This window comes from Streptomyces sp. NPDC043427 (genome assembly GCF_056436655.1).
Window position 1 is genome coordinate 1 of sequence record NZ_JBWKCC010000032.1, and the last position, 26,221, is coordinate 26,221.

25 protein-coding genes are annotated in these 26,221 nt (G+C 71.0%); 15 read left to right on the plus strand and 10 right to left on the minus strand.

All coding sequences use genetic code 11. The features are described 5' to 3' along the window. The first annotated feature begins 138 nt into the window (after window positions 1–138). Entirely contained in the window at window positions 139–1,956 is a 1,818-nt protein-coding gene (locus tag AC067M_RS36315; RefSeq protein WP_478701280.1) for a hypothetical protein, read from the plus strand. A 15-nt stretch (window positions 1,957–1,971) separates the two neighbouring features. Here AC067M_RS36315 and argS read toward each other — a convergent pair whose 3' ends face one another. Next, window positions 1,972–3,735, minus strand: a complete 1,764-nt coding sequence (gene argS, locus AC067M_RS36320; RefSeq protein WP_478701281.1) for an arginine--tRNA ligase — start codon at window positions 3,733–3,735, stop codon at window positions 1,972–1,974. Window positions 3,736–3,879: 144 nt separating this feature from the next. Between argS and lysS the strand changes: the two genes are divergently transcribed. Beyond that, window positions 3,880–5,619, plus strand: a complete 1,740-nt coding sequence (lysS, locus tag AC067M_RS36325; protein WP_478701282.1) for a lysine--tRNA ligase — start codon at window positions 3,880–3,882, stop codon at window positions 5,617–5,619. A gap of 57 nt (window positions 5,620–5,676) precedes the next feature. Here the strand turns inward: lysS and AC067M_RS36330 are convergent, their stop codons facing one another. The 3 genes from AC067M_RS36330 to AC067M_RS36340 all read right to left on the minus strand — a co-directional run bounded on the left by AC067M_RS36330 (window position 5,677) and on the right by AC067M_RS36340 (window position 9,103). Beyond that, a complete protein-coding gene (locus tag AC067M_RS36330; RefSeq protein ID WP_478701392.1) occupies window positions 5,677–7,014 on the minus strand; it encodes a DUF2637 domain-containing protein in 1,338 nt (445 codons plus the stop codon). Between the two features lie 183 nt (window positions 7,015–7,197). Further along, entirely contained in the window at window positions 7,198–8,130 is a 933-nt protein-coding gene (locus AC067M_RS36335) for a DUF3558 family protein (RefSeq protein ID WP_478701283.1), read from the minus strand. A gap of 118 nt (window positions 8,131–8,248) precedes the next feature. Beyond that, window positions 8,249–9,103, minus strand: coding sequence for a DUF3558 domain-containing protein (locus tag AC067M_RS36340; protein ID WP_478701284.1), 855 nt, complete (start codon window positions 9,101–9,103; stop codon window positions 8,249–8,251). Window positions 9,104–9,319: 216 nt separating this feature from the next. On the opposite strand from AC067M_RS36340, the gene AC067M_RS36345 reads away from it, so the two are divergent. Beyond that, window positions 9,320–10,513, plus strand: coding sequence for an RtcB family protein (locus AC067M_RS36345; protein ID WP_478701285.1), 1,194 nt, complete (start codon window positions 9,320–9,322; stop codon window positions 10,511–10,513). Between the two features lie 164 nt (window positions 10,514–10,677). Here the strand turns inward: AC067M_RS36345 and AC067M_RS36350 are convergent, their stop codons facing one another. Together AC067M_RS36350 and AC067M_RS36355 are read right to left on the minus strand one after the other, a co-directional pair. Beyond that, window positions 10,678–11,934 carry a GNAT family N-acetyltransferase gene (locus AC067M_RS36350; protein WP_478701286.1) on the minus strand — a complete coding sequence of 419 codons (1,257 nt, stop codon included), beginning with the start codon at window positions 11,932–11,934 and terminating at the stop codon, window positions 10,678–10,680. 42 nt (window positions 11,935–11,976) lie between these two features. After that, on the minus strand, window positions 11,977–12,753 hold the full coding sequence (locus AC067M_RS36355; RefSeq protein WP_478701287.1) for an SDR family NAD(P)-dependent oxidoreductase: 777 nt from the start codon (window positions 12,751–12,753) through the stop codon (window positions 11,977–11,979). A 203-nt stretch (window positions 12,754–12,956) separates the two neighbouring features. Here AC067M_RS36355 and AC067M_RS36360 point away from each other — a divergent pair, with 203 nt between their 5' ends. Continuing rightward, on the plus strand, window positions 12,957–13,391 hold the full coding sequence (locus tag AC067M_RS36360; protein ID WP_478701288.1) for an ester cyclase: 435 nt from the start codon (window positions 12,957–12,959) through the stop codon (window positions 13,389–13,391). A gap of 27 nt (window positions 13,392–13,418) precedes the next feature. Here AC067M_RS36360 and AC067M_RS36365 read toward each other — a convergent pair whose 3' ends face one another. Next, a complete protein-coding gene (locus AC067M_RS36365) occupies window positions 13,419–13,754 on the minus strand; it encodes a YnfA family protein (RefSeq protein ID WP_478701289.1) in 336 nt (111 codons plus the stop codon). Between AC067M_RS36365 and AC067M_RS36370 the strand changes: the two genes are divergently transcribed. Both AC067M_RS36370 and AC067M_RS36375 read left to right on the plus strand, forming a co-directional pair. Beyond that, window positions 13,753–14,055 carry a hypothetical protein gene (locus tag AC067M_RS36370; RefSeq protein WP_478701290.1) on the plus strand — a complete coding sequence of 101 codons (303 nt, stop codon included), beginning with the start codon at window positions 13,753–13,755 and terminating at the stop codon, window positions 14,053–14,055. The genes AC067M_RS36365 and AC067M_RS36370 overlap by 2 nt on opposite strands. A 60-nt stretch (window positions 14,056–14,115) precedes the next feature. Further along, the gene (locus AC067M_RS36375; RefSeq protein WP_478701291.1) at window positions 14,116–14,589 is read left to right on the plus strand and encodes a MarR family winged helix-turn-helix transcriptional regulator; all 474 of its coding nucleotides are present in this window, start codon (window positions 14,116–14,118) and stop codon (window positions 14,587–14,589) included. Window positions 14,590–14,600: 11 nt separating this feature from the next. On the opposite strand, the gene AC067M_RS36380 is transcribed toward AC067M_RS36375, so the two are convergent. Beyond that, window positions 14,601–15,059: a winged helix-turn-helix transcriptional regulator gene (locus tag AC067M_RS36380; RefSeq protein WP_478701292.1), complete on the minus strand. Its 459-nt coding sequence runs from the start codon at window positions 15,057–15,059 to the stop codon at window positions 14,601–14,603. Between the two features lie 124 nt (window positions 15,060–15,183). Between AC067M_RS36380 and AC067M_RS36385 the strand changes: the two genes are divergently transcribed. Continuing rightward, window positions 15,184–16,074: an NADP-dependent oxidoreductase gene (locus AC067M_RS36385; protein ID WP_478701293.1), complete on the plus strand. Its 891-nt coding sequence runs from the start codon at window positions 15,184–15,186 to the stop codon at window positions 16,072–16,074. A 210-nt stretch (window positions 16,075–16,284) separates the two neighbouring features. Here AC067M_RS36385 and AC067M_RS36390 read toward each other — a convergent pair whose 3' ends face one another. Beyond that, the gene (locus tag AC067M_RS36390; RefSeq protein WP_478701294.1) at window positions 16,285–17,703 is read right to left on the minus strand and encodes an MFS transporter; all 1,419 of its coding nucleotides are present in this window, start codon (window positions 17,701–17,703) and stop codon (window positions 16,285–16,287) included. 109 nt (window positions 17,704–17,812) lie between these two features. On the opposite strand from AC067M_RS36390, the gene AC067M_RS36395 reads away from it, so the two are divergent. The 6 genes from AC067M_RS36395 (at window position 17,813) to AC067M_RS36420 (ending at window position 23,633) form a co-directional block, all read left to right on the plus strand. Further along, complete coding sequence (locus tag AC067M_RS36395; RefSeq protein ID WP_478701295.1) at window positions 17,813–18,901, plus strand: LLM class flavin-dependent oxidoreductase; 1,089 nt, start codon at window positions 17,813–17,815, stop codon at window positions 18,899–18,901. Then, a complete protein-coding gene (locus AC067M_RS36400; RefSeq protein WP_478701296.1) occupies window positions 18,898–19,491 on the plus strand; it encodes an FMN reductase in 594 nt (197 codons plus the stop codon). The genes AC067M_RS36395 and AC067M_RS36400 overlap by 4 nt, the downstream gene beginning before the upstream one ends. 158 nt (window positions 19,492–19,649) lie before the next feature. Continuing rightward, window positions 19,650–20,402, plus strand: coding sequence for a response regulator transcription factor (locus AC067M_RS36405; RefSeq protein ID WP_478701393.1), 753 nt, complete (start codon window positions 19,650–19,652; stop codon window positions 20,400–20,402). Further along, window positions 20,403–21,842 carry a sensor histidine kinase gene (locus AC067M_RS36410; RefSeq protein WP_478701297.1) on the plus strand — a complete coding sequence of 480 codons (1,440 nt, stop codon included), beginning with the start codon at window positions 20,403–20,405 and terminating at the stop codon, window positions 21,840–21,842. A 111-nt stretch (window positions 21,843–21,953) separates the two neighbouring features. Continuing rightward, the gene (locus AC067M_RS36415) at window positions 21,954–23,219 is read left to right on the plus strand and encodes an ArgE/DapE family deacylase (RefSeq protein ID WP_478701298.1); all 1,266 of its coding nucleotides are present in this window, start codon (window positions 21,954–21,956) and stop codon (window positions 23,217–23,219) included. A 75-nt stretch (window positions 23,220–23,294) separates the two neighbouring features. Beyond that, window positions 23,295–23,633 (plus strand): STAS domain-containing protein, encoded by a 339-nt coding sequence (locus AC067M_RS36420; protein WP_478701299.1) that lies wholly within the window; start codon window positions 23,295–23,297, stop codon window positions 23,631–23,633. Between the two features lie 36 nt (window positions 23,634–23,669). Here AC067M_RS36420 and AC067M_RS36425 read toward each other — a convergent pair whose 3' ends face one another. Further along, window positions 23,670–25,088, minus strand: coding sequence for a DUF2252 domain-containing protein (locus AC067M_RS36425; RefSeq protein WP_478701300.1), 1,419 nt, complete (start codon window positions 25,086–25,088; stop codon window positions 23,670–23,672). A 180-nt stretch (window positions 25,089–25,268) separates the two neighbouring features. Between AC067M_RS36425 and AC067M_RS36430 the strand changes: the two genes are divergently transcribed. After that, entirely contained in the window at window positions 25,269–25,712 is a 444-nt protein-coding gene (locus tag AC067M_RS36430; RefSeq protein WP_478701394.1) for a DUF6325 family protein, read from the plus strand. Window positions 25,713–25,808: 96 nt separating this feature from the next. After that, complete coding sequence (locus AC067M_RS36435; protein ID WP_478701301.1) at window positions 25,809–26,219, plus strand: DUF7144 family membrane protein; 411 nt, start codon at window positions 25,809–25,811, stop codon at window positions 26,217–26,219. Window positions 26,220–26,221 lie beyond the last annotated feature (2 nt).

The following is a 26,221-nucleotide window of genomic DNA, read 5'->3' on the forward strand; positions in this document are numbered from 1 at the left end:
GCTGGAACAGCTCCCACAACTCGTCCGGCACCAGCCGCTCAACGATCCCTGCCACGACCGGCAGCTTACCCAGCCAAATGAGATGACGTCTTAGGGGCGGGCACTGACATTGATGCTGATACTCAGGTTCCGGTGGCCGTGGCTCGGGCACTGACTGACGCCTCGCTGGGCTGTCCTGCCGCTGTTCTGTCCGGCCGCCGGATCGTCGCCGGGTACGAGGGCGACGCCCAGGCGGGGCACTGGCATGTCATCCGGACGGCGCCGAGGGCCGACAACCGGGGGCTGTACCGCGGCTGGGCCTTCCGAACGGCCACCTCGGCGGCCGTCGTGGTGGGCGCTGACCCGCAGGGACGCACCCTCCTCGAATACGCGCCCACCGGTGACTTCGCAGCGCACCTGGCGCTGTCCGCCGGCGGGACCGAACCGGTCGACATCCAGGTCCTGCGGCCCACGCGCCCGGCCGCCTGGTACGACCGCTTCGCCGAACTCCGCCGCGCGCGGGGGCCGGTGCCCGCCCGGACGGAACTCACCGGGCGCCTGGCGGAGCTCCTGGGCGTCTCCCCCGCAGAGGCGGCCGTCCTGCTCGCCGCCCAGGTGGAGTGTGCCCCCCACCAGTTGTGCGTACCCGACCCCAAGTTGCCGCCTCACGGCTGGGCCGAGGCGACCTGGAAGGTGCGGCGCGCGGAGCGCGAGGCGGTCGTCGAGGGGCTGACCGCCGTCCTGGACGCCGACGACCTGGCCGGCTTCTACGAACAGCTCCTGCCCGACGACCCCGAGCGGCTGTGGACCGAAGGGCCGGACATCGAGCGGGCCGCCGCCTGGTGGCACACCCACCACGGCGCGCCGCTGCCCGTGCCGGTGGACCTGCTGCCGCTTGCCGCGAAGGAGTTCACCCGACCCAAGGGCGAGCACGCCATCGCCGCCGGCCGCAAGGGATCCGACGGCATGTGGTGGCCCACCCTGAGGCCCGCCACCCTCCTGGGCCACGTGGCCGCAGGGGCCGCCGCCCTCACCGAAGGCTCCTCGACGAGCGCCGACAGCAGCCCACCCAGGGGCGCCTTCTCCCCCCTCGCCGGCACACCCCACCTCCTCGGTCTCGTCCGGGCCGCCGTATGGATGGCCTACCGGACGCCTGCCGGCGATCCGCTGCGGCCTCCGGTCGGGGCGGCCGTCGGGCGGATGAGGGCTGCCGTCGACGCGGCGGGACCGCTCACCGTGTTCTCCGTGCAGAGCAACTACCTGATGGGCGCGCCCGCCACGCTCGAGTCGCTGGGGCTGGACACCCATCCGGCCGTGTCCTGGGAGGACGACCCGGAGTTCATCGGCGGGCTGCGGCACATACGCGTCGACCCGGCCGCGCTCACCGGCGCCGACGACCCGCTGCTCGACCGGCTGGACGCCTACCTGGACTCCGTCCTGCCCTCCCAGTGGCTTCCCGCGCCGTACGGTCTGCCCGGTCTGGTCGACCTGCGGACCCTGCTCTCAGCGGAGTTCGCGGCCCTCGGAGAGCATCTCGCCGACGACGAGAAGCGGCCCACCGGATGGGAGCAGGACCCGAGCCGCAGTGTGCCCCACCTCGTCGACAGCTGCCGGACGGAGTACGGGCTCAGTGCCGACGCGGCCGCCCTGTATCTCATGATCCTCGCCCTGCCCGATCCGACCGACCGGAACGTGAGGCAGTGGACCGCCTGGAAGCCCGCCCGGTTCAAGGCGGCGCACGCCGAACTCGCCGGTTCCGGGCGGGTCGTGCGCGCCGACCGGGCGCGGGCCGGGCGCACGCTGTTCCTGCCCGGTGCCTGGCAGGAGACCAAGGTGCCGCGTCTGCCGGTGGAGCGGGCGAAGTCCCGGCTGCTGCCGCACGCGGTGGAGCACCGGTCCACGGCCCATACGGCGGTCGTGCCGATGATGCCGGTACCGGTGCTCTTCGAGCGGGCGTGGGCCCACGCCGAGCACTAGCGGGCCCGCTGGGCGTCAGAGACGCTCGGGCGTCCTGATGCCCAGCAGGGCCATGCCCTTGTGCAGGGTGCGGGCCGTCAGGTCGACGAGGAACAGGCGGTTCTCCACCTGCTCCGGCGTCTCGGCCTTCAGGACCGGGCACTGGTCGTAGAACGTCGTCAGGAACGTCGCCAGCTGGTAGAGGTACGACGCCAGCTTGTGCGGCTCGTACGCCGACGCCACCTCGAGGACCGTCTCGCCGAACCGGTCCAGGTGCAGACCCAGTGCCCGCTCCGCCGGGGCCAGCGCCAGTTCCGGGTGGGCCGCCGGGCGAGCCTCGCCCGCCTTGCGCAGGATGGACTGGATACGGGCGTACGCGTACTGGAGGTACACGGACGTGTCGCCGCTGAGCGAGACCATCTGGTCCAGGTCGAACTTGTAGTCCCGCACGGCGGAGGTCGACAGGTCGGCGTACTTCACCGCGCCGACGCCGACGTACCGGCCGTTCTCGTCGATCTCCTGCTCCGACAGGCCCACCTTCTCGGCCTTCTCCCGGACCACGGTCGTGGCACGCTCGACCGCCTCGTCGAGGAGGTCGACCAGCTTGACCGTCTCGCCCTCACGGGTCTTGAACGGCTTGCCGTCCTTGCCGAGGACCGTGCCGAAGGCGAGCTGGACGGCCGTGACGTCGTCGTTCAGCCAGCCTGCGCGGCGGGCGGTCTCGAAGACCATCCGGAAGTGCAGGGACTGGCGGGCGTCCACGACGTACAGAAGGGTGTCGGCCTTCAGGTTGAAGACACGGTCGCGGATCGCGGACAGGTCGGTCGCCGCATAGCCGTAGCCGCCGTCCGACTTCTGCACGATCAGCGGGACCGGCTTGCCCTCCGGGCTCTTGATGTCGTCGAAGAACACGCACAGGGCGCCCTCCGAGCGGACCGCGACACCCGACTCCTCCAGGAGGCGGCAGGTCTCGTCGAGCATGTCGTTGTAGCCGGACTCGCCGACGATGTCCGGGTCCCGGATCTCCATGTCCAGCTTCTCGAAGACGGAGAAGAAGTAGATCTTCGACTCGTCGACGAACTTCTGCCACGTGGCGAGCGTGTGCGGCTCACCGGCCTGGAGGTCCACCACCCGGCGACGCGCCCGCGTCTTGAACTCCTCGTCGGAGTCGAAGAACTTGCGCGCGGCCTTGTAGAGGCGGTCGAGGTTCGACATCGCCTCCTCACCGGTCACCTCGGCGGCCTTGTGGTCCAGCTCGTGCGGGTGCTCGTCCAGGTACTGGATGAGCATGCCGAACTGGGTGCCCCAGTCGCCGATGTGGTGCCGCCGGACGACGGTCTCGCCCGCGAACTCCATCAGCTGGACCAGCGCGTCGCCGATCACCGCGGAACGCAGGTGGCCGACGTGCATCTCCTTCGCCACGTTCGGCTGGGCGTAGTCGACGACCGTCGTGCCGGTCCGCTCCGGGTGGGGCACGCCGAGGCGGTCCGTGTCCGCGTACCGCGCGGCGAGGTTCTCGGTGATCGCCTTGTCGGTGATGGTGATGTTGAGGAAGCCGGGGCCGGAGACCTCGATCTCCTTGATCACGTCACCGGTGGCGACCTGGGAGACGACCTGCGTCGCCAGTTCCCGCGGGTTCGCCTTCGCCTTCTTGGCCAGCGCGAGGATGCCGTTGGCCTGGAAGTCGGCCCGGTCGCTTCGTCGCAGCAGCGGGTCCGCGGAGGCCTCCGGCAGGGCGGCGGAGAGGGCGGAGGCGAGCTGCTGCTGAACGGAGTCGCTGAGGGACGTGACCGGGGCCATATGAGTGGGTGCCGTTCTCCTCGTGGGGTCGATAGACACAGCCAGTATCCCATGGTGGGTAAAGGGGTTTTCCCGGGCGCGATGCGGTCTGGGAGAATGGGGCCACCATCAAGCCTTCCGTACTTCACTTCAGTAAAAGAGGACGTGCCGATCGTGGCTCAGAGCACCGAGACCACCGACTGGGTCTCCCGTTTCGCGGATGAGGTCATCGAGGAGTCGGAGCGTCGGGCCCCGGGCAAACCGGTCGTCGTCGCCTCGGGCCTCTCCCCTTCCGGTCCCATCCACCTGGGCAACCTGCGCGAGGTCATGACCCCGCACCTCGTCGCCGACGAGGTGCGCCGCCGGGGCCATCAGGTCCGCCATCTCATCTCCTGGGACGACTACGACCGCTACCGCAAGGTGCCCGCGGGCATCGCCGGGGTCGACGACTCCTGGCAGGAGCACATCGGCAAGCCGCTGACCTCCGTCCCGGCCCCGAAGGGCTCCGCCCACCCCAACTGGGCCGAGCACTTCAAGGCGGCGATGATCGAGTCGCTGGCCGAGCTGGGTGTCGAGTTCGACGGGATCAGCCAGACCGCGCAGTACACCTCCGGCGTGTACCGCGAGCAGATCCTGCACGCCATGCGGCACCGGGGCGAGATCGACGCGATCCTCGACCAGTACCGCACGAAGAAGGCCCCGGCGAAGAAGCAGCAGCAGAAGCCGGTCGACGAGGCCGAGCTGGAGGCCGCCGAGGGCTCCGGCGCGGCGAGCGAGGACGACGGCAGCTCCTCCGCCGGGTACTTCCCGTACAAGCCGTACTGCGGCAACTGCGAGAAGGACCTCACCACCGTCATCGCCTACGACGACGACAGCACGGAGCTGACGTACACCTGCACGGCGTGCGGCTTCTCCGAGACCGTCCGGCTGAACGAGTTCAACCGCGGCAAGCTGGTCTGGAAGGTCGACTGGCCCATGCGCTGGGCGTACGAGGGTGTCGTCTTCGAGCCGAGCGGCGTCGACCACTCGTCGCCCGGGTCGAGCTTCCAGGTCGGTGGGCAGATCGTCGGGATCTTCGGCGGGAAGCAGCCGATCGGGCCGATGTACGCGTTCGTCGGCATCTCCGGGATGGCGAAGATGTCGTCCTCCCGTGGTGGGGTCCCGACCCCCGCCGACGCGCTGAAGATCATGGAGCCGCAGCTGCTGCGCTGGCTGTACGCCCGCCGTCGGCCCAACCAGTCCTTCAAGATCGCCTTCGACCAGGAGATCCAGCGGCTCTACGACGAGTGGGACAAGCTGGACGGCAAGGTCGCCGACGGTTCCGCGCTGCCGGCGGACGTCGCCGCCCATGCGCGTGCGGTGCGTACGGCCGGTGGTGAGCTGCCGCGTACGGCGCGGCCACTGCCGTACCGGACGCTGGCCTCCGTCGCCGACATCACCGCCGGGCACCAGGACCAGGCGCTGCGCATCCTGTCCGACCTCGACCCCCAGAACCCGCTCGGTTCGCTGGACGAGGCGCGGCCGCGGTACGACAAGGCTGAGGCCTGGATCAACACGCACGTTCCCGCCGACCAGCGGACCATCGTGCGGGACGAGCCCGACGCCGAGTTGCTGAAGTCGCTCGACGAGGCGTCCCAGCAGTCGGTGCGGCTGCTGCTGGACGGGCTGGACTCGCACTGGTCGTTGGACGGGCTGACGCACCTTGTGTACGGCGTGCCCAAGGTGCAGGCCGGGTTCTCCGCGGACGCCACGCCCAAGGAGCTGCCGCCGGAGATCAAGACCGCCCAGCGGTCGTTCTTCGCGCTGCTGTACCACCTGCTCGTCGGGCGGGACACGGGGCCGCGGCTGCCTACGCTGCTGTTGGCGGTGGGGCAGGAGCGGGTTCGGGCGCTGCTCGGGGAGTAACACTTGAGAAAGGGGGGCCCTCCACAAGCGGCCCCCCTTTTTTCTACGCGATTTTCCTTACGCGATGTGGTCTTCTTCCAATTGCGCGTTGTGGCGCTTGGTGAAGCGGCTGACCATGCGCTTCGCATCCTCTGCGGGAAGAGTGATACGGAACTCGGCCTCCACGTTGTCGATGAACTCGCGCGGAGTCGGGTAGCCGCTGCCGCCTATCGACTGCTTGAAGACCTGGTAGTACGACTCCGCGTCCGGCTCGACGGGCGGGGTGCCGCCGCCTTCGCCGAGCTCACGCGTGCGGCCTGGAGTGACCGGGATGGGGAAGCTGCCGGTGTCCTCCGGGGAGGGGGGCTGCTGCTCGTACTGCTGCGGGTCGGGGTACTGCTGCTCCTCGTACCACTGCTCGTACTGTTCGTCGGGGTCGTACGAGGGGTCGTAGCCGCCCTGGTACTGGATCTCGGCGGGGGGCTTGAACCACGGGTTCTGTTCGGGCGCGGGCTCGTAGTCGAGTTGCCCGGGGTTCTGGGTGCCGTCGGGGGAGTCGAGGGGCTGCCCGGTGCGGGGTGCCGCATTCTGTGGGACGGGCGCCGCCCCAGCGGCACGACTGCCCGCAGCTGCCGCCGTATCTGCGGCGCCCGCAGCTGCGGCGATCTCGCGGCTGCCCGTAGCCGGAGCGTACTGGTCGGCGGTGTCGGCCGCGGTCAGCTCGGGTTGCGGTGCCGGAGGGATCAGTGCCGGCTCGATGCCCGCCGCCGCCAAGCCCGCCGGAGCGGTCTCCGCCAGGGGCACGCCGTACCTCGCCAGGCGCAGCGGCATCAAGGATTCCACCGGGGCCTTCCTCCTCCAGGCCCGGCCGAAGCGGGAGCGGAGGCGGGCCTGGTAGACGAGGCGTTCCTGTTCGAGCTTGATGACCTGGTCGTAGGAGCGGAGCTCCCACAGCTTCATGCGGCGCCAGAGGAGGAACGTGGGGACGGGGGAGAGGAGCCAGCGGGTGAGGCGGACACCCTCCATGTGCTTGTCGGCCGTGATGTCGGCGATGCGGCCGATGGCGTGCCGGGCCGCTTCCACCGCCACCACGAACAGGACCGGGATCACCGCGTGCATGCCGACGCCCAGCGGGTCCGGCCAGGCCGCCGCGCCGTTGAACGCGATCGTGGCCGCGGTGAGCAGCCACGCCGTCTGGCGCAGGAGCGGGAAGGGGATGCGGATCCAGGTCAGGAGGAGATCCAGGGCGAGCAGGACGCAGATGCCCGCGTCGATGCCGATCGGGAAGACGTAGCTGAAGTTCCCGAAGCCCTTCTTGAGGGCCAGCTCGCGAACGGCTGCGTACGAACCCGCGAAGCCGATCCCGGCGATGATCACGGCGCCGAACACGACCACGCCGATGAGAACGCGGTGCATCCGAGTCAGCTGCATGGGCGCGGCCACCCGTACTCCCCTCCCCTTGCGTGTTGTTGCGCGGAACAGGGTGGCACATGTGTCCGGTGAACGCGTGGTCGGTACGGGCGGAGCCCGGCCCCCGAGGGGGGCCGGGCTCCGTCAAACAGCCGCTCCGAGCAGGGAGTTGACCACCAGGTGTGACAGTCAGCTCTTCTTTGCCGCTGACTTGGAGGGGGAGGCGCTCGCGGACTTCGACGGGCTCGCCGACGGTTCCTTGGACGCCGACTTCGACGGCGTCGGGCTCGCCGTGCCCGCACCCGAACCGGAGCCCGAACCGGAGCCCGTGCCCGAACCGGAGCCCGATCCGCCCTTGCCGTTCGCCGACGAGACCGCCGCCACGGCCTCCTTGGCCGCCTTCTCCGCCGCCTTCGTCAGTTCCTCGGCGCTCGGCGCCTTGTCCCCGGCCAGGCCCGCACCGTTGTAGTCGACGGTGACGACGACGTTCTCGACGCGCGCCACGACCGTCTGCTGCTTGAAGCTGCCTTCCTTCTTCTTCAGGCCGTAGCGCACCAGCGTCGCCTCGTCGCCCGTACCGGCGACCGGCTCCGTCTTGCTGTCCTTCGCACCCGACACCGCCTGGGCGTCCTTGATCTGCGACGCGTAGTACTCCTGCGCCAGCTTGTCGCCCGCGCCCCGCGTCTGGTCCGACTCGAAACGCAGCATCGACACGTTCAGCCAGCGGAACTGGGAGCCCTTCACCCCGTTGTTGGCGAGGCTGCTCCAGGAGCAGCTGCCCCGAGTCGAGGCGTCGCTCGACTTGCCTTCCTTGCCCGACTTGGCCTCGGGCACCAGGTCTTCGAGGGTCTTCTTCGCCAACGCCTTGCACGAGTCGGGCAGCGTCCGGTACGCGGCCGCCTGCACGGTCGGAGACGCGCTCGCGGACGTGCTCACCTCACTCCCGGCCCCCTGCTTCGCGGCGTCGGCGGAGCCGGAGCCGCTGTCGGAGTCGGAGGAGCAGCCGGCGGCCACCAGCATCACGGGGACGGCGGCCGCGCTGACAAGTGCACGGCTCAGGCGCTTCGCTCGCTGCTCGGGCTGGTCTCGCTGGGCTCGTCGCTGCATGGTTCCTTCACTCATGACGCTCGTGGTTCCTGCGGTCGGATCGGGTCCGAGGGGCCACGGTACGCGGTGAAGGAGCTGTGTGTTCTCTCTTTGTGACCTTCGCGGCAGTTGACGGGGCCGCGGTGAAGGGGCGTCAGCCCGACAGTGACTCGGCCAGCTGGGAGGCCAGTTTCCGCGCCCTGTCCTGCATTTCCTCGTTGTCCGGGACGATGCCCACCGTCGTCGGCTGCTCCATGTACTCGATCGTCACGATCACGTTCGACGTGCGGAACGCCACAGTTACCGTGCGCTGCTTGGCCGTCGAACCGGAGCTGCTCAGCTCGTCGTCGAGGAACGCCTCGTCACCGAGGTCGGTGAGGACGCGGGGCTGGAGGTCGGTCGGGGTGGCGGTGCCGGTGGCGGAGGGGCCGGCGGAAGGGGAGGAGCCCAAGGGCGAGGGGGAGGCGGGGGACGTGGGCGCCGAGGGGGACGGTGAGGCGCCGGAGCCGGCGGAGGGGGACGCGGTGTCGTCGCTGTCGCCGGATTCGGAGACGGTCGGCTCCGGGAGGTCGGCCGCGGTCTGCTTCGTCGCGAAGAGCTGCTCGGCCTGGTTGTCGTCGCTGACCGTGTTGTCGTAGGACACCACGCGCTCGAAGTCGACGAGCAGATGGTCGGTGGCGTCCGTGGCCTGTACCTTCCAGCCGCAGCCGACCTTGCGGTCCGTGTTGTACGTCAAGGTCGCCTCGCCCTCGTACGCCTTCTCCCGCTGGTCGGGGTCGGCGATCTGCTTGAGGCCGGGCAGCATCGAGTCGAGGGTGCCGCGGCCGACCGCGCCGCACGGTTCGGGGAGCGAGGTGTACTTGCCGGGCTGCGCCGCGGCGGACGCCGTACCGGCGTCGCCGGGGTTGGAGTCGTCCGTGGTACCGCCGTCGTCCGAGCTGCCCGTGCAGCCGGCGAGGAGCGCCGCGAGGAGCGCGGCGACGCCGGGTACGTACGCCTTCCGCTGCACGGTCAGGCTCCTCTCGACGGTGTGTCCGGCCTTGCTATGCCGTGTGTGTGCCAGTGTCCCCGCTGGTTATTCGCTTGCCGCGCGGGGGCTGCACCGGCAGACAATGTGTATCGCACGCAGAGCTGTGGACGCCGGTCCGTTGTCCCTTTTCCATGACCTTGGCGCTGGTTTTGCGACTTGATACTTCTGTTTGTTTTCCGGGGGAATGAGGACGATATGCCGTACGTGGAGATGCCGGGCGCGAAGGTCCCGATCCGCATGTGGACCGACCCCGCGACGGTCGAGGAGGGCGCACTCCAGCAGCTGCGCAACGTGGCGACCCTTCCGTGGATCAAGGGCCTGGCCGTCATGCCGGACGTCCACTACGGCAAGGGCGCGACCGTCGGGTCCGTCATCGCCATGCGGGGGGCCGTGTGCCCCGCCGCGGTGGGCGTGGACATCGGCTGCGGGATGTCGGCGGTGAAGACGTCCCTCACGGCGAACGACCTGCCGGGGGATCTTTCACGGCTGCGGTCGAAGATCGAGCAGGCCATTCCGGTGGGGCGGGGGATGCACGACGACGCCGTGGACCCGGGGGGCCTGTACGGGTTCGCGACCGGAGGGTGGGACGACTTCTGGGGGCGGTTCGACGGGATCGCCGATGCGGTGAAGTTCCGTCAGGAGCGCGCCACGAAGCAGATGGGAACGCTCGGATCCGGAAATCATTTTGTGGAAGTCTGCACGGATACGACAGGTTCTGTCTGGCTGATGCTCCACTCCGGTTCCCGGAACATCGGTAAGGAGCTGGCCGAGTTCCACATCGGCGTCGCCCAGAAGCTCCCGCACAACCAGGGTCTGATCGACCGCGACCTCGCGGTCTTCGTCGCGGACACCCCGCAGATGGCGGCCTACCGCAACGACCTGTTCTGGGCGCAGGAGTACGCCAAGTACAACCGCTCGATCATGATGGCGCTCCTGAAGGACGTGGTCCGCAAGGAGTTCAAGAAGGCGAAGCCGGTCTTCGAGCCGGAGATCAGCGCGCACCACAACTACGTCGCCGAGGAGCGCTACGACGGCATGGACCTGCTCGTCACCCGCAAGGGCGCGATCAGGGCCGGCTCCGGTGACTACGGGATCATCCCCGGCTCGATGGGCACGGGTTCGTACATCGTGAAGGGCCTCGGCAACGAGAAGGCCTTCAACTCGGCGTCGCACGGCGCGGGTCGGCGCATGAGCCGCAACGCGGCCAAGCGTCGCTTCTCGACGAAGGACCTGGAGGAGCAGACGCGGGGCGTGGAGTGCCGCAAGGACTCCGGTGTCGTGGACGAGATCCCGGGCGCGTACAAGCCGATCGAGCAGGTCATCGACCAGCAGCGCGACCTCGTGGAGGTCGTGGCGAAGCTGAAGCAGGTCGTCTGCGTGAAGGGCTGACCGACGCGGCCCCGGTGGACGACCGGGGCCGCGTCGGCGGACCAGCGCTCCGCCGGCATGGCAACCCGGCAACCTCATGTCCGCCGGCCGGGTCCCGGTGCTCAGCGAGTCTGCCGCGGCCTTCTCGCGCTCTGACTCAAGCGAGCCGTTTCTCCAGGTCTGACTTAAGCGAGCCGTTTCTCCAGGAGAGTCACCGCGTACGGGCTGCCCGTGCCGCCGTCCTTCGCGCGCTGTTCGCCGACGACCGTGTAGCCCGCCGATTCGTAGTACGTGCGCAGGCGGGGGTTGGCGGAGAGGCAGTCGAGGCGGGCGTAGGGGCGGCCGGTGGCCGCGATGCGGGATTCCGCCCGGGCCAGCATCTGGCGGCCTGTGCCGGGCGGGGCCGTGTGGGGGGTCGTCATCAGGCGGTGGACGTAGCCCGCGTCGGGTGGGCGGGGGCCCCAGGCCGCGGGGTCGGTCCACCATAGTTCCCAGCCGCCGACCAGGTGGTCTCCGGCGTACGCCAGCCAGGCTTCGCCCTCTTGGATGACCTTGAGGAAGTGGGCCTCGTCCTTCTCGCCGGGCTGCCACTGGGCGATGCCTCGGGCGATCTGCCAGAGGGCCGCCGTGTCGCGGAGGCGGACGAGGGTGGCGGCGTCGGACGGGGTCGCCTTGCGGTATGTCAACGCGGGCCAGGAGGTGGGGACCGGTTCCAGGAGGTTCGAGCGGAGGGTTTCCGAGAGCGACTGCGCGTTCAGGCCCAGGGCCTGGGACACGTACCGCTCCGGGGAGCCATAGCGGGCTCTGAACGCGTCCAGGTACAGGCGCATCGCCCGCTCGGGGGCGCGGGCGAAGCCGGGCCAGGCCGGGGTGCGGCCGGCGTTGCGGGTGCGCCAGTCGGCGAGGAGGGCCGGGGCGGCCAGCTCCGTGAGGCTGAAGTCCTCGGTGATCGTCGGCCCGGGGACGCCCAGGAGGCCGAGGATCAGGGCCGCCAGCTGGCCCGTTCGGTCCTTGCCCGAGGCGCAGTGGAAGACGAGGGGTTCGTCCGTCCCCGCCACGAGTTCCAGGGCCGCGCGGATCTCCTTCGTGCCGTCCTCGGCGACCTCCATGTAGCGCTGGGCCAGGTAGGGGCCCGGGTCGATGTCGGGGGTCTGGGCCGCCTGGTTGTAGGGCCGGTGCTCGATGCTGAGGTTGTGGTACGTGAAGGACGCGTCCGCCGGTACGCGGTTCCCCTGGTCCGCCTCCCAAGGGTGGCGCAGGTCCACCACGGTACGGACGCCCAGGGAGAGGAAACGGTCCCAGTCCTCGGTGGCGGGGCTCAGCTTGCCGAGGGAGTCCGATCGGAAGAGGCGGCCGGGGCGGACGCGGAGGCCGTCGGCGGTCCGGTAGCCGCCCAGGTCGCGGAAGTTGTGCAGCGACTCGAAGGGTATGTGTCTGTCCACGCTCACCGACCCTAGAAGATCACAACGCTGCCTGACCCGGCGTCACAGCTCCCTGTGCACCTTCGTGTTGGAGGCCTGGGCACGCGGACGGAGGACCAGCAGGTCGACGTTGACGTGGCTGGGGCGGGTCACCGCCCAGGTGATGGTGTCCGCCACGTCGTCCGCCGTGAGCGGCTCGGCGACGCCCTCGTAGACCTTCTCCGCCTTCTCCTGGTCGCCGCTGAAGCGGGTCAGCGCGAACTCGTCGGTCTTGACCATGCCGGGGGCGACCTCGATGACCCGGACCGGCTGGCCGACGATCTCCAGGCGCAGGGTCTCGGCGAGGACGTGGGCGCCGTGCTTGGCGGCGACGTAGCCCGCGCCGCCCTCGTACGTGCCGTGGCCGGCGGTGGAGGAGACGACGACGACCGTGCCGTCGCCGCTCGCGACCAGCTTGGGCAGGAGGGCCTGGGTGAGGTTCAGGGTGCCGATGACGTTGGTCTCGTACATCGTGCGCCAGTCGGCCGGGTCGCCGGTCGCGACCGGGTCGGCGCCCAGCGCGCCGCCCGCGTTGTTGACGAGTACGCCGATCGTCTTGAAGGCGGTGGCGAACTCGTCGACCGCCGCGCGGTCGGTGACGTCCAGCGGGTACGCCGTCGCCGAGCCGCCGGCCGCGTTGATCTCCTCGGCGAGCTGCTCGATACGGTCCTTGCGGCGCGCCGTCAGGACCACGCGGTAGCCGGCCGTGGCGAGCTGTCGGGCGGTGGCGGCGCCGATTCCGCTGCTCGCACCGGTGACGACGGCGATGCGGGAGGCGGCGGACGGTGCGGCGGTGGCCATGGGGTTGCTCCTCGGGTCCTCGGGCGTTCGTACGAGCGGCTTCCGGCGCCCAGGATAGGTGGCGGGGGCATGCGTACGGCCGGGAGTCCGGGTCGTGGAACAAGCTCGCGGAACGGGCTCCGGGGCGGCTTTCCGGACCGGACATGTGCAGGCGTGTCGTGAGAAAATGAGGGGGGTGATCCCCTGACGCACGGAGGTGGATCATGGGTGAAGCGCGTGAGGTCATGGACCGGCTCACCGAGGCGCTCACCACGGAGGCGGACCCCAAGCTCATCGCCGAGCTGTACGCGCCGGACGCGGTCGCCGTCACCCCTGACGGCGGGGAGCTGCACGGGCGCGAGAACATCGCCGACTACTGGCGTCAGATGACCGAGATGATCACCGACGCCCGCTACGAGTCGGTGAACTCGTACGAGGTCGGGGACACGGCGATCGACGAGGGGTACTTCCACGGCAGGAACACGGGGCCGATTCCGCTGCCGTCGGGGGAGTCGCTGCCCGCCACCCATAGGGAGCTCAGCATCCGCGGGGTCGACTTCGCGAAGGTGGCCGACGGCCGGATCGTCAGCTACCGGCTGTACTTCGACCAGATGGATCTCCTGGGGCAGCTGGGGCTGCTGCCCGACGAGCTGCTGTGAGCCCGACGAGCGATGTGATGCCGCCGCTCAGTCGCCTCGTGGTGCCCACATGATCACGGCCATGCCGGCGAGGCAGATCAGTGCGCCCGCGATGTCCCAGCGGTCGGGGCGGTAGCCGTCGGCGACCACGCCCCACAGGAGCGAACCGGCGACGAAGACACCGCCGTACGCGGCGAGGGCGCGGCCGAAGTGGGCGTCAGGCTGGAAGGTGGCGACGAAGCCGTACGCGCCGAGGGCGAGGACCCCGCCCGTCATCCACAGCCAGCCGCGGTGCTCGCGCACGCCCTGCCAGACCAGCCAGGCGCCGCCGGTCTCGAAGAGGGCGGCGAGGACGAAAAGGGCGGCGGAGCGAAGCGCGAGCATGCGTGCAACCTGCCACGGCGCTCCGTCGCTGCGGTGGCCGGAGCCGCTCGCGGCGGGGCAGGCGTGGGTGCCGTCCGGGTGCGCGCGGGCCGGGGAGCGTGAGGTGGTGTGCCGGACGGGTGCGCTCGCGGCGGACGGGCTGGGGGAGCGCATCCGGGGCGCGGTACGGCTGGCGGGCAGGCCGTCGCAGGTGGTGCCGGACGCCCGCGCGGTGTGGAGCGGCGGCACGGTGGACCGCAACCGGGGGACCGACCGGCAGCGGGTGCTCGTGCTGGACACGCGGGACCCGCACTCCTTCTGACCGTCCGCCTCCCACTTCCGACTACGATCACCGCACGGCGCGAACAAAGGGGTGCAGGCCATGTCCGGGAACACGCGGTCGCGACTGCTGGACGAACTGTCCACCGTCTCGCGCCGCTACATGGCTTCGTACGCCCTCTTCAACCAGGCCGTAGCCGACCACCTCGGCCTGCACCCGACGGATCTGCAGTGCCTGAACCTGCTCACGCTGGAACGCGAGCCGGTGACGACGGGCCGGGTCGCCGAGCTGACGGGGCTGACCACCGGATCGGCCACGCGGCTGGTGGACCGGCTGGAGAAGGCCGGGTACGTGGTGCGGGAGCGGGACGCGGAGGACCGGCGGCGCGTGCTCGTGGCGACCGTGCCGGAGAAGATCGCGGAGTTCGGCCGCGTCTGGGACCGGCTGGGCGGCAACTGGTCCGCCCTCTTCGGCGACCTCGACGACACCGAACTCGCCCTGATCATCGGGCACATGCGGCGGACCGTGGAGTTCAGCGGAGAACAGATCGCCCGGCTCCGGGAGGGACGGGTCTAGGGCCTCAGACCCTAGCGCCTGCCGGCAAGACCCTGGCTCGCGCTCTGCCCGGAGGCCTCGCCGTTCGCCGTGTTCTCCGTGTCGTACCGCTCCCGTGCCGCGTGGACCTCCTCGATGTGGGTCTCCGCCCAGTCCTTCACCGCGGTCAGCAGGAGGGCGAGGCTGCGGCCGAGGGGGGTGAGCTCGTAGTCGACGCGGACCGGGACGGACGGGGTGACGGTGCGGACGAGGATGCCGTCGCGTTCGAGCGTGCGCAGGGTCTGCGTGAGCATCTTGGGGCTGACGCCGGCGATCTTGCGGCCGAGGTCGCTGTAGCGCAGGGGGTCGCCGCCGGAGAGGGCCGCGACGACCAGGCTGACCCACTTGTCGCTGAGGCGGCCGAGGAGCTGGTTGGTGGGGCAGCCACGGATGAACGCGTCGTACTCGAGACGTGCCTGCTCGCGTCGCTGGGCCGCTGTCATGGTCGCCATGGCTCTCCTCCGGGTGAGGTAGGCACCTTCAGGTAACTACTTCCCCATAGATAGTAGCTCTTCCTAGGGTTGTGGCAACGGGGTGGGAGTCGCCCCAAGTGGCCGGTGAACAGGGAGAGTTGTGATGCGTGCAGCAGTGGTGACGACGTTCGGTGGTCCCGAGGCCGTGCAGGTCGTGGACGCCGAGATACCGGAGCCGGGCGCTCGGCAGGTGCGGATCAAGGTCGCGGCGGCCGCGCTGAACCCGGTGGACGCGGGGGTGCGGCAGGGTGTCTTCGGGGGTGCGGGCAAGCGGATCGGTCTGGGCTGGGATGTCGCCGGGACCGTGGACGCGACCGGGGTGGCGACCGCGTGGAGCGTCGGCGACGAGGTGGTGGCGCTGGACTACGGCATGGTGAAGCCGCTGGGCACGCACGCCGCGTACGTCGTCGTGGACACGGACGCGGTGGCCAAGGCGCCGACGACGGTCGACGCGGTGCACGCGGCGACGCTTCCGCTGAACGCCCTGACCGCCGTACAGGCCCTGGATCTGCTGGAGTTGGCGCCGGGTGCGTCGCTGCTGGTGACGGGTGCGGCGGGCGCGGTCGGCGGGTTCGCCGTCCAGCTCGCCGCCCACCGCGGGATCCCGGTGACCGCGCTGGCCCGGGAGGGCGACGAGGAGATCGTACGGTCGTTGGGTGCCACCCACTTCACCGCCGGGGACGTCGAGCCGGGCAGCGCCGACGCCGTGCTGGACGCGGCGGTCCTCGGGGAGCGTGCACTGGCGTGGGTGCGGGACGGCGGTGCCTACGCCGGTGTCATCCCGCAGGCCGAGCCGGCCTCCGAGCGCGGGGTGCGGACCGGCGCGGTCGAGGTGAGCGCCGACGGGGCGCGACTGGCCGAGCTGGTCCGGCTGGTCGAGGCGGGCGTCCTGACGCTGCGGGTGGCCGAGACGTACGCCTTGGAGGAGGCCGCGAAGGCGCACGCCCGGCTGGGGGAGGGCGGGGTGCGGGGGCGGTTGGTGCTGGTCCCGTAGGGCGCGTTGCGAACGTCCCGTCGTCCGCCCGAAGGGCGGGCCCTGCGGCGTCCGGTGTGTGCGCTCGCACGGCGGAGGGCCGCCCGCGTACTGGGCGCACGTGGGCGATCCCGGCAGCGCGGCGAGCGCGCGCGCCGAGTGTCGCGGGGCAGGCGGGACGTTCGCACCACGCCCTCGGCGCGGCGCAACAGGAAGCCGCGCGCTGTGGCTTCAGTGCTGCTGCTCCTGTGGTGCCCTGCGCGGCAGCAGCCGTACGAGGGGCAGGCACACGGCGATGGCCGTGGCGACCACGGTGAGGCTGAGGTTCATGGCGTGGGCCTCGCCGTCGGTGGTCGCGTGGAAGTAGACGGTGGTCACGGCGGCCGCGCCGGTCGCGTTGGCGAGTTGCTGGACCGCGCTGAGGGAGCCGCTCGCGCTGCCCGCCTCGTCGGGGGCTATGTCGCCGATGGTGACGTCGTAGACCGTGCCGAAGCAGGTGCCCATGCCGAGGCCGATGACGAGCAGGGGTGGGGTCAGGGCCCAACCGCCTGTCAGGTCGGCGACGTTCATGGCGAGGAGGCAGCCGCACCCGGCCAGGATGATCAGCAGCCCGATGAGGACGAGGCGGCGGCCGAGGGTGTGGATGAGCCGGTAGCAGGCGATGGAGGCGACGACGATTCCGGCGGACAGCGGGATCAGGCCGAGCGCGGTGCCCGCGGGAGTGCGGCCGAGGCCGCGCTGGAGGTAGAGCGAGACGGCGTAGAGGAGGCCGGCGACCGCGGCGAAGACGACGATGCCGAGGAGCAGACCCGAGGTGAAGCCGCGGTTGCGCAGCAGGGCCGGCCGGATGAGCGGGTGGGCGGCGGTGCGCTGGCGGTGGCAGAAGCCGGCGAACAGGGCGAGGCCCAGGGCGAGCAGGGTGAGCGGGCGTGCGTTCCACCCCTGCGCGGAGCCGTCGATGAGGCCGCCGAGCAGGCCGAGCATGGCACCGCCGAGCAGGGCCGAGCCGGGTCCGTCGACGACCGTGGCGGGTGTTCCGGTGTCGCGGGGGAGCAACCGGAGCGCGGCGAGTAGCGCGGCGCCACCGAGGAGCAGGTTGATGAGGAACATCGGGCGCCAGCCGAGGCCGCCCAGGTCTGCGTCGACGAGGAAGCCGGCGATGATCGGGCCGCCGACGGCGGACAGGCCCATCACGGGTCCGAAGAGGCTGAACGCCTTGCCGATCTGGTTGCGTGGCCAGGTGGCGGCGAGGATGCCGAAGCCCTGCGGGATGACTAGGGCCCCGAAGGCGCCCTGGGTGAGCCGGGCGGCGACCAGTTGCTCCGGGTTCTGGGCGAGGCCGCAGGCCAGGGAGGCGACGACGAAGCCGACAAGTCCGGTCAGGAACAGGCGTCGGCGCCCGTACTTGTCGCCGAGCCGTCCGCCGGGCACGAGCAGCACGCCGAGCGCGAGGGCGTAGCCGGCGCCGAGCCACTGGACGAGCGCGGGGCCGCCGCCGAGGTCGGCGGTGATGGTCGGGGCGGCGATGTTGGTGATCGTGGCGTCGAGGAGGTCGAGGACGTCGGCGGCGAGGACGACGGCCAGGATCGCCCAGCGGGTGCGGGCGGGGAGGGATGGTCCCTCTTTTTCGTCATGCAGTATCTGTGTCACGCAGATGAATATGGCGGGGAAGACCTGGGTGGGTCAATGGAATAAGGGGACGAGGCCGATCGTTGAGCGGTATAGTTGAACGGTCAACAACTTCGGAGGGTGAGCGACCATGCAGTTCGGGATCTTCAGCGTCGGCGACGTCACGCCGGACCCCACCACGGGTCGTACGCCGAGCGAGCGCGAGCGCATCAAGGCCATGGTCGCCATCGCGCTGAAGGCCGAGGAGGTCGGGCTCGACGTCTTCGCCACCGGCGAGCACCACAACCCGCCGTTCGTGCCGTCGTCCCCGACGACCATGCTCGGATATGTCGCGGCGCGGACGGAGAAGCTGATCCTCTCCACCTCGACCACCCTCATCACCACCAACGACCCGGTGAAGATCGCCGAGGACTTCGCGATGCTCCAGCACCTGGCCGACGGGCGCGTGGACCTGATGATGGGCCGCGGCAACACCGGCCCGGTCTACCCGTGGTTCGGCCAGGACATCCGGCAGGGCATCAACCTCGCCATCGAGAACTACGCCCTGCTGCACCGGCTGTGGCGCGAGGACGTCGTGGACTGGGAGGGCAAGTTCCGTACGCCGCTCCAGGGCTTCACGTCCACGCCCCGGCCGCTGGACGGTGTCCCGCCGTTCGTCTGGCACGGCTCCATCCGCTCCCCGGAGATCGCCGAGCAGGCCGCGTACTACGGCGACGGCTTCTTCCACAACAACATCTTCTGGCCGGCCGACCACACCAAGCGGATGGTCGAGCTGTACCGGACCCGGTACGCCCACTACGGGCACGGCACGGCCGAGCAGGCGATCGTCGGCCTGGGCGGTCACGTGTTCATGCGGAAGAACTCCCAGGACGCGGTGCGTGAGTTCCGGCCCTACTTCGACGTCGCGCCGGTCTACGGGCACGGGCCCTCCCTGGAGGACTTCACCGACCAGACCCCGCTGACCGTGGGCTCCCCGCAGCAGGTCATCGAGAAGACGCTGAGCTTCCGGGAGTACGCCGGTGACTACCAGCGTCAGCTGTTCCTGGTGGACCACGCCGGGCTGCCGCTGAAGACCGTCCTGGAGCAGCTCGACATGCTCGGTGAGGAGGTCGTGCCGGTGCTGCGCGAGGAGTTCGCCAAGCGGCGGCCGGCCGACGTGCCCGAGGCGCCGACCCACCGGTCCCTGCTCACCGCCGCGCGGAAGGAGACCGTCGCATGAAGCTCGTCGTCGTCTCGGCGGGGCTGAGCGTCCCGTCGTCGACCCGGCTGCTGGCCGACCGGCTGGCGGCGGCCACCGCGGGGCGGACCTCGGCCGACGTACGGGTCGTGGAGCTGCGCGACCTCGCCGTGGAGATCGCGCACAATTTCACCAACGGGTTCCCGGGGCGCGGTCTGAGCGCCGCGATCGACGCGGTGACCGGGGCCGACGGGCTGATCGTCGTCACCCCGGTGTTCTCGGCCTCGTACAGCGGGCTGTTCAAGTCCTTCTTCGACGTCATCGATCCGGACGCGCTCAGCGGAAAGCCGGTGCTGATCGCCGCGACCGGCGGCAGCGCCCGCCACTCCCTCGTCCTGGAGCACGCCCTGCGGCCCCTTTTCTCCTACCTACGGGCCGTCGTCGTACCGACCGCGGTGTACGCCGCCTCGGAGGACTGGGGCGCGGCGGGGCTGCCCGAGCGGATCGAGCGGGCGGCGGGGGAGCTGGCCGGGCTGATGGCGGGGCTGGTGGCCCAGCCCGCCAAGGGCGACCCCGATCTGGAGGTCGTGCCGTTCGCCGAGCAGCTCGCCGCGCTGCGGCCGACGGCGTGAGCTGCGGGGGAGCAGGGCGTGCTGGTGAGAAGACGACAGGGGGGTCGGTTCGGGTTGGCTTCTGGACGGTGAGAGGCCGGTAAAAAGGGTGGTCGCAGCAGCCCTCGCCACGGCCGTACCGTCGTGGGCCGGGGCACACTGGGGGCGTGCCCCAGACAGTGCTCCTCGCCGAAGACGACCGCGCCATCCGTCACGCCCTGGAACGGGCCCTGACGCTGGAGGGCTACCGGGTCACCGCGGTCGCCGACGGCGTGGAGGCGCTGGCGCACGCCCACAAGACCCCGCCGGACGTGCTCGTCCTCGACGTGATGATGCCCGGCATCGACGGCCTGCAGGTCTGCCGGGTGCTGCGCGCCGAGGGCGACCGCACGCCGATCCTCATGCTCACGGCTCTGGTGGAGACCGCGGACCGTATCGCCGGTCTGGACGCGGGCGCCGACGACTACGTGGTCAAGCCGTTCGACGTGGAGGAGGTGTTCGCCCGCCTGCGCGCCCTGCTGCGCCGCACGAGCCCGGTCGGCTCCAACAGCGCCACGAACTCCGTCGGCTCCAGCGGCTCCGCCGGTGAGGTCATCACCCCCGAGGCCCGCAGGGAGCCCCTCCCCACCGGCCGTCACATCGAGGCCGCCGGCCTGCGCATGGACCCGCAGGCGCGGCGGGCCTGGCGGGGTGGCCGTGAGCTGGAGCTGACCCGGACGGAGTTCGAGCTCCTGGAGCTTCTGGTCCGCAACGCGGGCATCGTCCTCGACCACTCCACCATCTACGACCGGATCTGGGGTTACGACTTCGGCCCCGGCTCCAAGAACCTCGCCGTGTACGTCGGCTACCTGCGCCGCAAGCTCGACCAGCCCGGCGCGCCGCAGCTGATCCACACCGTGCGGGGCGTGGGTTACGTGCTGCGGGAGGACTGAGTGGGCCGCCTCGGGCGGCTGTCGGCGAGTCGGCGGGCCCACCTCGTCTCCCTGCGCACCACCTTCGCGGTGTCGTTCGCGGCCGTCACCGCCGCCGTCACCGTCCTCGTCGGCATCCTGTCCTACAGCGCGGCCGCCCGGCTGGTGCGCGTGGACCAGCAGTCGGTGTTCGACGAGGTCGTGCAGGACCTGCGGGACGAGGTGCGTCAGCACCGGATGACCCCCGACGACTTCTCCTCCTCCGCGCCGGGCCACGACCTCGTCCGTCCGGCCCGTACCGACGTACAGGTGCTGGGCCCCGACGGCGGGGTGGTCGACCCGGGCAGCCCGCCGCTGCCCGTGATCGCAGGCGACCGGAGGATCGCCGCCGCGGCGAGCGCCGGGCGCCTGGCCGAGCACAAGGACGTCGACGTCGGCAGCGACATCTACCGGGTCGCGACCGTTTCGCTCGGCGGGGCGCGGGGTGCGGTGCAGGTCGCGCAGGAGTTCAGCGACACCGAGGACCTGCTGCGGGCGCTCCAGCAACGGACCCTGGTGCTGATGATCGCGGTGGTGGTCGCGGCGGGCCTGGTCGGCTGGTGGCTGGCCCGGCGCATCACCCGGCGCCTGATCGTCCTCACCTCGGCCGCCGAGGACGTCGCCCGCACCCGTCGGCTCGGCATCGAGGTCCCCGTCACCGGTTACGACGAGGTGGGCCGCCTCGGCCGTGCCTTCGACCGCATGCTCGGCCGCCTCGCCCAGTCGGAGGAGGACCAGCGCCGCCTGGTGCAGGACGCGGGGCACGAGCTGCGTACGCCGCTGACCTCGCTGCGGACGAACATCTCGCTGCTGCGGCGCATCGACGAGCTGCCCCCGGCGACCCGTGAGGACCTGGTCGCCGATCTCACCCAGGAGGCCCGCGAGCTGACCGACCTGGTCAACGAGCTCGTCGACCTGGCGGCCGGGCAGTCCGACACGGAGCCGCCGCAGCGAGTCGACCTCGCCGACATCGCGGAGGACGTCGCGGGCCTCGCCCGCCGCCGTACCGGGCGGGAGATCGTGCTCCGCACGAGCGGCGACACGACGACGGACGGGCGGCCGGGGATGCTGACGCGGGCGGTGTCGAACCTGGTGGAGAACGCGTCGAAGTTCGACCGCGAGGGCAGGTTTCCCGTCGAGATCGCGGTGACCGGTCTCGACACCCCCGGGGCGGCGGTCCGTGTCGAGGTCCTGGACCGTGGGCCCGGCATCGCGGAGGCCGACCTGGTCCGCGTCTTCGACCGCTTCTACCGCGCCGCCGACGCGCGCGCCCTGCCCGGCTCCGGGCTCGGCCTGTCCATCGTGCGGGAGGTGGCACTGGCGCACGGGGGAGCGCCGTTCGCCGTCCGGCGGGAGGGCGGCGGGACGGTGATCGGGTTCACGGTGGGCGGGGAGCCGGGGGCGCGGGGTGGGGGCGTATGACAGGGTGACCGCGGCCGCAGCGTACGAGCGTGCCGGGATGAGCATGTGACTGTCCGGGGCTGTTCGGGGCGACCCGCGGTCGCACCGGAGACGGAGTGGGGTGGGGTCGGCGTGCTGAGTGACGAGGAGGCCGCGGCGGTCGCGGCGATCGACGAGTCGGCGGTGGCGCGGACGCTCATGGAGCTGATCGCGATTCCGAGCGTGACGGGGAGTGCCGCCGAGTCGGAGGTTCAGCACCATCTCGCGGGGCGGCTGGCGCGGCTCGGCCTGGACGTCGACCTGTGGTCCATGGACCTGCCGTCGCTGCTCGCGGACCCCGGCTTCCCCGGCATCGAGGTGCCCCGGGACGAGGCGTGGGGCCTGGTCGGCACCACCGGGGACGGCAGCGACGGCCCGGCGCTGATCCTTCAGGGCCACGTGGACGTCGTACCCCCCGGGGACCGGGCGGCCTGGCAGGGCGATCCGTTCGTGCCGAGGGCGACCGGGAACCTGGTGCACGGCCGTGGTGCCTGTGACATGAAGGCCGGCCTGGTGGCGCACCTCGCCGCGCTGGAGGCGATACGCACGGCCGGGCTGCGGCTGCGCGGCCGGGTCGCCGCGCACTTCGTGGTGGGCGAGGAGGACGGCGGCCTCGGAGCGTTCGGCACGCTGCGGCGCGGGCACCGGGGCGACGCCTGCGTCATCGCCGAGCCGACGGGCGGGACGCTGATCACCGCCAACGCCGGGGCGCTGACGTTCCGGATCACCGTCCCCGGCAAGGCGGCCCACGCCAGTTCGCGGGAGGCCGGGGTCAGCGCGATCGACGCGTATCTGCCGCTGCACCGCGCGCTGGCCGGCCTGGAGGCCGACCGCAACCGCGACCCGCACCCGCTGATGGCCGAGTACCCGATCCCGTACGCCCTGTCCGTCGGCACCCTCCACTCCGGCGACTGGGCGAGCAGCGTCCCCGACCTGCTGGTCGCCGAAGGCCGCCTCGGAGTCCGCCTCGGTGAGGAACCCGCCTCCGCCCGCGCCGAGTTGGAACGCTGCGTCCGGGAGGCCTGCGCCTCCGACCCGTGGCTGCGCGACCACCCGGCCACGGTGACCTGGCCCGGCGGCCAGTTCGCCAGTGGCCGCCTCCCGCAGGACCACCCGCTGCGTGACGTGGTGCGCCACGCCTACGCCGACACCGGCGGCGCCCCGGCCGCCCGGGAACGCGGCGCCACCTACGGCAGCGACCTGCGCCTCTACGCCGGAGCCGGCATCCCCACCCTCCAGTTCGGCCCGGGCGACATCGGCGTGGCGCACAGCCCGCGCGAACACGTGGACGTGCGAGAGGTGGTGGCGGTGGCCCGGGCGGTGGTGGTGGGGGTGCTGCGGGTGGTGGGGGTGAGGTGAACCTCGCTGTGGGCGAGCGGGCCTCCAGGCGGAGAGAATGGGGGGACACCTGGACTGGCTGCCGAGGAGGTCGCCGTGGCTGACGAACACCCCGTGCCGGACCGGACGGGGACGGTGAGGATCGTCGAGGTCGACGGGCGGCACGCCGTTCTGGCCTTCGCCGGTGTCCTGGACTCCCAAGCGCTGTCCGAGCTGGAAGTACTGCTCCTCGACCAGCGTCTGGAACAGGCCGCTGTCTGGACGCTGGACATGAACGGTCTGGAACGGCTCGACCTCTCGTGCGCCTTCGCCCTGCTCCGTGCGGCGACGCGTGCACCGGCACCGGCCGCCCTCACGGTCCGCGGCGCCCGCCGCGACGTCCAGCGGACGCTGCGGCGGTCCGGCGTCGACGCGGTGGCGACGATCGAGGAGTAGGCCGTCTCGGTGGCGACGATCGGGGAGTAGGCCGTCTCAGGCCGCTTCGGCCGTCACCCGTCCCGCCTCGATCGCGTCGAGCAGTGCCTGGTGGTCCTTCTCGTTCTGGTCCGCGTACCGCTCGGCGAACGTCGCCAGGGCGCGGTCGAAGACGTCGCCGGAGCCCAGGTAGGCGGCGATCGCGATCCGGTCACCGGACCGGGCGTGGGCGCGGGCCAGCGTGGCGCCGCACAGCTCGGCGAAGAGGCGCATCTGCCGCGGTGACATGTTCTCGGTCACCGCGACGCCCTTCCAGTCCCGCAGTTGCCGTACGTAGAAGTCCCGGCGTCGCCCGTCTATGCCGTGGACGCGTTCCCAGCCAAGGAAGATGTCGCTGGTGGCCTGCATCAGCCGCTGGCCGGCGACGACCCGCTCGCCCTGAGAGACGAAGGTGCTCGCGCCGGCGTAGGGCGCCAGCACCGACTCGTCCGCCTCCTTGGCCTGGAGGAAGAGCGGGTCCTCGTCGTCCCTGCCCAGCAGCAGCACGATCCAGCAGCGCGTCCCCACGCTGCCCACCCCGACGACCTTGCGGGCCATGTCGGCGACCCGGTAGCTCTCCAGCAGGAAGCGCCGATCGGACGCCATGGTCCGGCCGTACCCCTCGATCAGGCGGCCGATCTCCTTCTCCAGCGCGCCCCCTTCGGTGCCGGGGAGCAGGTCCGCGAGCCGTACGAGAAGCGGCGGGTCGGGAGCGATCTGGCGCTGTCCGCCGACGACATGGGTCAGTTTGTCGAAGGCCTGCAGGGTGTCGTGCGCGCGGGCCCGCTCCCGGGCCTGCTCCCAGCGGTCGCGGTCCCCGGCGCTGATGGCCGGCGCGAACTGCTTCTGCAGCTCGTCGGCGTCGAAGCGTGTGTACCAGACCGCGAGATTGCCCAGCCCGGCGAAGGTCCGCATGCGCTCGCGGTAGGACCGTACGGCCGCCAGCACCGCGGACGCCCGCTCCTTGCCGCTGAAGCCGTTCGCCCGGCCCGCGATGACCAGGCTCGCCGACAGCCGCTTGACGTCCCACTCCCACGGGCCCGGCAGCGTCTCGTCGAAGTCGTTGATGTCGAACATCAGACGGCGTTCGGGGGAGGCCAGCAGCCGGAAGTTCAGCATGTGGGCGTCGCCGCACAACTGGGCGCGGATACCGCTGCGGGGGGTGTCGGCGAGGTCCGCGGCCATGATGGCGGCGGCTCCGCGATAGAAGCGGAACGGCGACTCGCTCATCCTGCCGTAGCGGATCGGTACGAGTTCCGGGATCCGTTTCGCCGACTGCGTCTCGATGACATCCACCGGGTCGGTGCGTTTCGGCGGCGGGACGTACTCGGCATGCGCGGAGCGCGGGGCCGTCGACCGGGCGGCCTTGCCGAACGCGGCTCGTTCTTCCGGTGTGCTGTGCCGTAGGTGGTGGCCGGTCCGATGGGTTTCGCTCATGGTGGGATTCCGTCTTCGGAGGATTCCGTCTTCGGCACACAGAGGACATTTCATGGTATGTCCGACTGATTTGCCCAGCTACCCGGGGCCCGGGTGCGCCCGTCCGGGTCCGGTGCTGCAATGGGAATTCGGGGGACCCACGAGCACAAGAGGTGAGTCGTGAGCCAGCAGAGCGACTACATGGGACTCGTCGACACGGGACCCATCGACTACATCGTGGTGGAGTTTCCCGGCAACCGGATGACAGGCGAGGGGTTTCCCCTGCTGGTCGATCTCGTGGACCGCGGCCTCATCCGGATCCTCGACCTGGTGTTCATCAGGAAGGACGAGGACGGTTCGGTGACCGCGCTGGAGATCGCCGACCTCACCGGCGACGGCAAGCTCGATCTCGCGGTCTTCGAAGGCGTCCACTCCGGCCTGCTCGGCCAGGACGACCTGGAGGAAGCGGCCGCCGCCGTGGAGCCCGGCAACTCCGCCGGTCTCCTGATCTACGAGAACGTTTGGGCCGCCCCCTTCGCCGCCGCACTGCGCCGCGGCGGAGCCGAACTGGTCGCTTCCGGGCGGCTTCCCGTACAGGCGGTCATCGCCTCGCTCGAAGCGGCGGAGGCCGCCTCCAAGGCGTGATCGCGCTCAGCGACCGAGGCAGTGCTCCATGCAGTGCTGCTGAGTGCAGTGCTCAAGCCAGTCCTCAACAACCGAGGCACGAACGGAGAAGCATCCATGGCCACCACCGCCACACCGCACCGCGGGACGGCAGGCACCCATACCGGCGCCACCGGTCTCACCCTGTTCGCCGCCGTCATGCTGTTCGTCGCCGGAATCCTCGACCTGTTCCGGGGCATCATGGCGATCGCCGACGACGAGGTCTTCGTGAGCACCCCCAACTACGTCTTCAAGTTCGACCTGACGAGCTGGGGCTGGATCCAGCTGATACTCGGCGTCGTAGCGCTCCTGGTGAGTTTCGGCCTGTTCGCGGTGGCCACCTGGGCCAGGGTCGTCGGAGTCGGCATCGCGGCGCTGCTGATCATCGCCAACTTCCTGTCCATCCCGTACTACCCGGTCTGGTCACTCACGCTGATCGCCCTGTACGGGTTCGTCATCTGGGCCCTGTGCGTGGTCAGGCGGGACTGACC